Raw genomic sequence first — 4,829 nt, forward strand, 5'->3', positions numbered from 1 at the left:
CCGAAGAAGGACTTCATCAATGCATCAATCAGCACTACCGGCTTTATCTGATGGCTGCAAAAATATCGCTGGATGAACTGCCCGAGCCATCGGCTCAAGTCAGGGCTCTCGATATGAGTAGGGGTGAGCTTGATTCTGAACTTTGCAAATGGTTCAACCAAACGGTATCAGGCACTGATCGTCCGTGGGTGATACGAAGCAGTGATTTCAACAGTATTGATGAAAAAAACCATGAAATTCTTGTTAGCACTCATCTGAATGAAGACGAAGCCAGAGCGGAAATCATCAAGAGACTGGCTCGGACCAGATGGCAGGCATCCGGTCTCTCCCTCCAGCCGGACGCGTCGGACGATATTCTCACTCAGGCACTGTACCGATACTGGCAGCAACGCTGGTTTGCTCGTGAGTTTGGTCCGATGGGCGTAGAGGTTAACAGCGTGTTTCCCCTGGCGAAAGAAGAGGCACAAGCGCTGAAATTATCGGCTTCCCAGCCTTATCTTCAGGAGGCTGATCGGCAGATAGAGTTATGGAATGGCCGCGATGTTCAACTATGGCCTGCGTTTTGGTATCAGATGAGTGGTCTGGTGAACCATCGAGTTGAGGGTAGTATTGAGGGCAGTATTAACGAAGCGTCAGTTGTTGGCGGTGATAACGCTCCTGAGCCATACAATCCGGAAGTCGAAGAGAAAGAGGCTCCGGCAATAGACCAGAGAACGAACTATGAGTGCTTTGACAGGCCAGAACTGTACGATTTCAGAATTTTTGATACGCAGGACTATTCTTGCGTGATGTATCGGTGGTGGGCAAAGGATATTTTTGTGTCTGAAAAGGGTGCTGTCAAAGAGATCGCTCTTAATGATAAAGACATTTACGGGGTCGAAACCCTCACACCGGCCCGGTTACCAGGGCGTGACCAGCCAGTGTCATTAGCCAGCGATCAAACGCTGGCAACCTTTGACTGGACATCCGGCAGTGGTCGATATGCATTGCCCAGCCTGACGCCTGACGACTATATAGTGGCCCTGCGCATAGAGCCGGATGTGCCATACACGCTGGTCAGGAATCAATATACCGGGCTTCACACGCTGTCTGTTGCAGTGGCCGAAACCAAACAGAAAATTCAGTTTGCTTATGTCGTAGAACACAGAGGAGCGTGCAGAAAAACACGTACCAGAGGAGTCCGGTCTGCGCAATCAACACGTTTTGACGCCCGCTGTTCCCAGGGTATGAAAACAGTACTGAAGGAAGTGTTTGAGAACATTAACCGACAGCCACTGAAAGTACGGGAGCCTTTGCGAACAATACAAAAGGCTAAAAACATGAAGCAACGCATTGTGGCGATCAAGGATTATTGCAAACAGTTTTCCGGTAATGCTATACCAGAGCGCCATAAGAATTTCTTTCGATTCCTCGTCACACAACGGCAAGGTAGCTGTCGTCATCGTGTATCTGTTTTTGTTGCTCTTTGTCGTTATTTTGGTATTCCAAGTCGGAAAATTTCTAACATTAACCACAGCTTTGCAGAGTATTCCGTGGATGGAGGCCAAACCTGGGACGCAGCGGATCTGGGCGGGGCGCCTGCCGATGTAATAGAAATCAAATCTGACTTCCAGCTCACCGGTAAGGTCAGTCTTTCCAGCAGTGATTCAAAGAAGGTCAAGGATGTCCTGAAGAGTGTCCTGAAAGGTGCGGATTCAGCACAACAGCAAACTCTGGCTAAAGCATGCGGCATAGCCCTTGAGGAACTGAGCACAGCCCTTGAGACAAACAGTGCATTGCCAGAAACCAATCTTAATATTTCCGAAACAGTAGAGAACCTTTGGAAAGAAAGAGATTTAGCCGGTTTTTCGATGGGGGTCTCACTACTGGAGTCGCTGCAGACAGAAGTATTGGGTGATTGCGAGAAGAGATTGGTCTGCGCTGAGGGTGAAGATTGGCGTGCAGGTTGGCGTGCCTGTACACCGATGGCGGATGCAGTAGGCAATATATTGTTCAAGAGTAATGAAGATCAAATCACTGAACAGCTTAAATTACTCCATTCAAAAATGGTTGTTAAGGGCGGAGTAAGCCCTCTTCAGTGGCTGGATTCAATAATGGATGTCCTGAGGTTTGCTAGATTTGCTATTTTTGCCAAATCTTCGGAAATTCACTTTGCTCGTGAAGCCTTGAAATCGGGATGGTTGAATCCGGTTCCGACCTATGATAGCCGAACTATTAAAGTCATTGAATATCTTGATCGATTGCAGTGTCTGGAAAATGTCGATGAGTTGAAGGTCACAGTCGCCGGTTGCCTGAAGAAGTGGTATCAGGAATTATTTTTCAGTGAAAGGAGTAGTCAGGTATGGCGAGAAACTTATAAAAAATTCCAAAAGAGAGAAGGTGATACCTTGTTCGTGACTGATTGTCATGGTGGTTTTTCGTCATTCCTTGAAAATATAATAGCCAGCACATCTTTACAGCCCGTCTGGACAGATCATCCTGAAGGCGTCCCCGATATAGAACGAATGCTGGTACACCAACCTGCGTTTGCGCAGTTAATTTCGGGAAAGGCGAACCACCGCCCGGTGATTATAATGGGGCAACCTGCCTGGAAAGACACAGTGTTTGATGAAATGGCCAATGTCCTCTTTCAACGAAAAGTTGAGACTATCCCGAACTTAAAGCGGTCAATGGAAAAAGCAAGAAGATACAGTGAGATATTAGCTCAAATAAACAGCGAACTGAAAGCAGCGCATAGCTCCACCCTTGGTCAAAATGGATACCATTATCGCAGTCAGCACCAACGACACAATCAAGACTTTTCTTCAGCCGGGCGATATCAGGATGCAAGAGAAGAATATGAGAAAAAAGAGCTTGAAATCCGCAACAGGTACAAACCCACTCTGGAATCCCTTGAGACACCGCAGAAAGATGCATTCTCTAAGGATCATTTAAGAACCAAATGCAAGCAAGCAATTCGACAGGCCTTCAGTCATTACCTGTATGAAGTGACTCACTCAAAGAATGGTCGTTTGACGTATTGTTGGGCCGATGCTTCCATCAGGGGGAACGGAAGTGATAAAAACTATGGCGCTCATGATCCATCCTCACCAGCAGAGCTGTATGCCATGATGTCTGAAATTCGTAGCCCTTCACAGTTTCCGGGGGCTTTGAAGGAAGCGTATTTACGGCAGGCATACAAAGCGGGTAATGCTCTGTTTCTCAAATCCGATGAGCTGACAACCATTGCCAGAGAGTTTTTGGACAGTTTGAATTTGAATTCGATCTATCACTCATTGGATGCGTGATAATAGTGAGGACAATATGAGTTTTTTTGAGACGATAAAGTGAAGGGAAATGCTAATGCTTATAAGAATTCTGCGAATATTCAGTTTCTGTGTTCTGGCGCTCACCACCCTGAGTGGGTGTCAGAATATCACTACGGATGCAACCCCAGTAGGACAGGGGATTTATTCTGTACCTTTCTCTGTCACAGAGGCCAGTTGCTCGCAAGTGCTTCATGGTACCAGCCAGCTACCGATTGATCTGTATCATGCCGGAGTCTGTTATGAGCAGGGCGTCGGTACCACGCCGTCCCTGGCCCAGGCGGTTGATCGTTACTCTATGGCGGCGCGATGGGGGATTCCGGAAGCTACTCAAGCCCTGAAACGTCTTAACAAGCCGGTCCCGGATGCTGACCTGTTGCAACGCAGGATAGAGCAGGAAAAGCGCCTGAACCAGCAGAGACTGGATAAGGAAAAAAACGATGCCTATAAGACCAGAGGCGCTTATCCTCCGCCTCATTATCACCATGGTTGTGGTCGTTTATGGTGTTATTGACTTGCCACAGCATCAGGGTCTCTGGCAGTCTCTGATCTGATTTTATGTTATGTGGCCATCCCTGTGACCGATACCTTTTCCATTCCCGTTCGAGTCTATTATGAAGACACTGATGCCGGTGGTATCGTCTACCACGTTAATTATCTGAAGTTCATGGAGCGAGCCAGAACCGAATATCTGCGCAGTACCGGCTATGATCATCAGAAGTTGTTAAAGGAAAAAAAGCAGTTGGTGGTGGTCGATGCTTCCGTTCAGTTCAGGCACATTGCCCAGCTGGACGACTCTGTCATTGTGACAGTCCGGGTTGAAAGTATGGGCAGGGCCAGAATGGTTTTCCAGCAACAGTGTTTTCTTGAAGATGTCTTGCTGTGTGAAGGCCGGTTCGTCGTGGCTTGCCTGGACAGCCGGAGCAGAAAACCTACGGCGATTACAGAATCCTTACGGAATAAATTAAGTCCTGACGGCAAATCGCCGTGAGATTGATGGTATTATCCTTAACTGCCTGTTTATCGTGAAAATGCAGTCACACCGTCTGGTCAGATTCCGGAATGAATGTTGAACATCATTTCTCTAACAAGTATTAATCGAATGAAAAGCGAGGTTTTCAGTGGCAGATAGTATGTCCATATGGTCACTGGTAGGCAATGCCAGCTGGATCGTTTTGCTGGTGCTGATAATGCTGGTGATGGTATCTGTTGTTTCCTGGGTCATGATTGTCCAGCGCGGCATACTCATCCGCTCCGCTCATCAGAACATGCTGGCCTTTGAGGATCGCTTCTGGTCCGGAATGGACCTGACCCAGTTATATAAAGAGCTGGACAAAGAAGAAGACCTGGGTGGGCTCGAACAGGTCTTCCGTTCAGGCTTCAGTGAGTTCACCCGCATGCGCTCCCAGGGTACAGGAGAAGCCGATGCTGTCATGGAAGCGACCCAGAGAGCCATGAGAGTGGCGATCTCCCGGGAGCAGGAGAAGCTGGAAACGCATCTGCCCTTTCTGGCCAGTGTTGGTT

The 4,829-nt window shown here is 47.9% G+C and carries 3 protein-coding genes and 1 pseudogene; all 4 read left to right on the forward strand.

Annotated elements, in window-relative coordinates; genetic code table 11:
• On the forward strand, positions 1–3,287 hold a 3,287-nt coding region (locus tag KDK19_RS05440; protein WP_257291502.1), incomplete at its 5' end, for a transglutaminase-like domain-containing protein.
• 55 nt (positions 3,288–3,342) lie between these two features.
• Entirely contained in the window at positions 3,343–3,819 is a 477-nt protein-coding gene (locus KDK19_RS05445; protein ID WP_257254615.1) for a hypothetical protein, read from the forward strand.
• A 63-nt stretch (positions 3,820–3,882) separates the two neighbouring features.
• On the forward strand, positions 3,883–4,296 hold the full coding sequence (gene ybgC, locus KDK19_RS05450) for a tol-pal system-associated acyl-CoA thioesterase (protein ID WP_257276461.1): 414 nt from the start codon (positions 3,883–3,885) through the stop codon (positions 4,294–4,296).
• Between the two features lie 142 nt (positions 4,297–4,438).
• Positions 4,439–4,829 (forward strand): annotated as a pseudogene (locus KDK19_RS05455) (protein TolQ); the annotation flags it as partial.

It is taken from the genome of Endozoicomonas sp. ONNA1, from assembly GCF_024606325.1.
GTDB lineage: Bacteria > Pseudomonadota > Gammaproteobacteria > Pseudomonadales > Endozoicomonadaceae > Endozoicomonas_A.

Coding starts and splice junctions, on each gene's coding strand:
- KDK19_RS05445 (WP_257254615.1), top strand. CDS start 3,343: ATGCTTATAAGAATTCTGCGAATATTCAGTTTCTGTGTTCTGGCGCTC.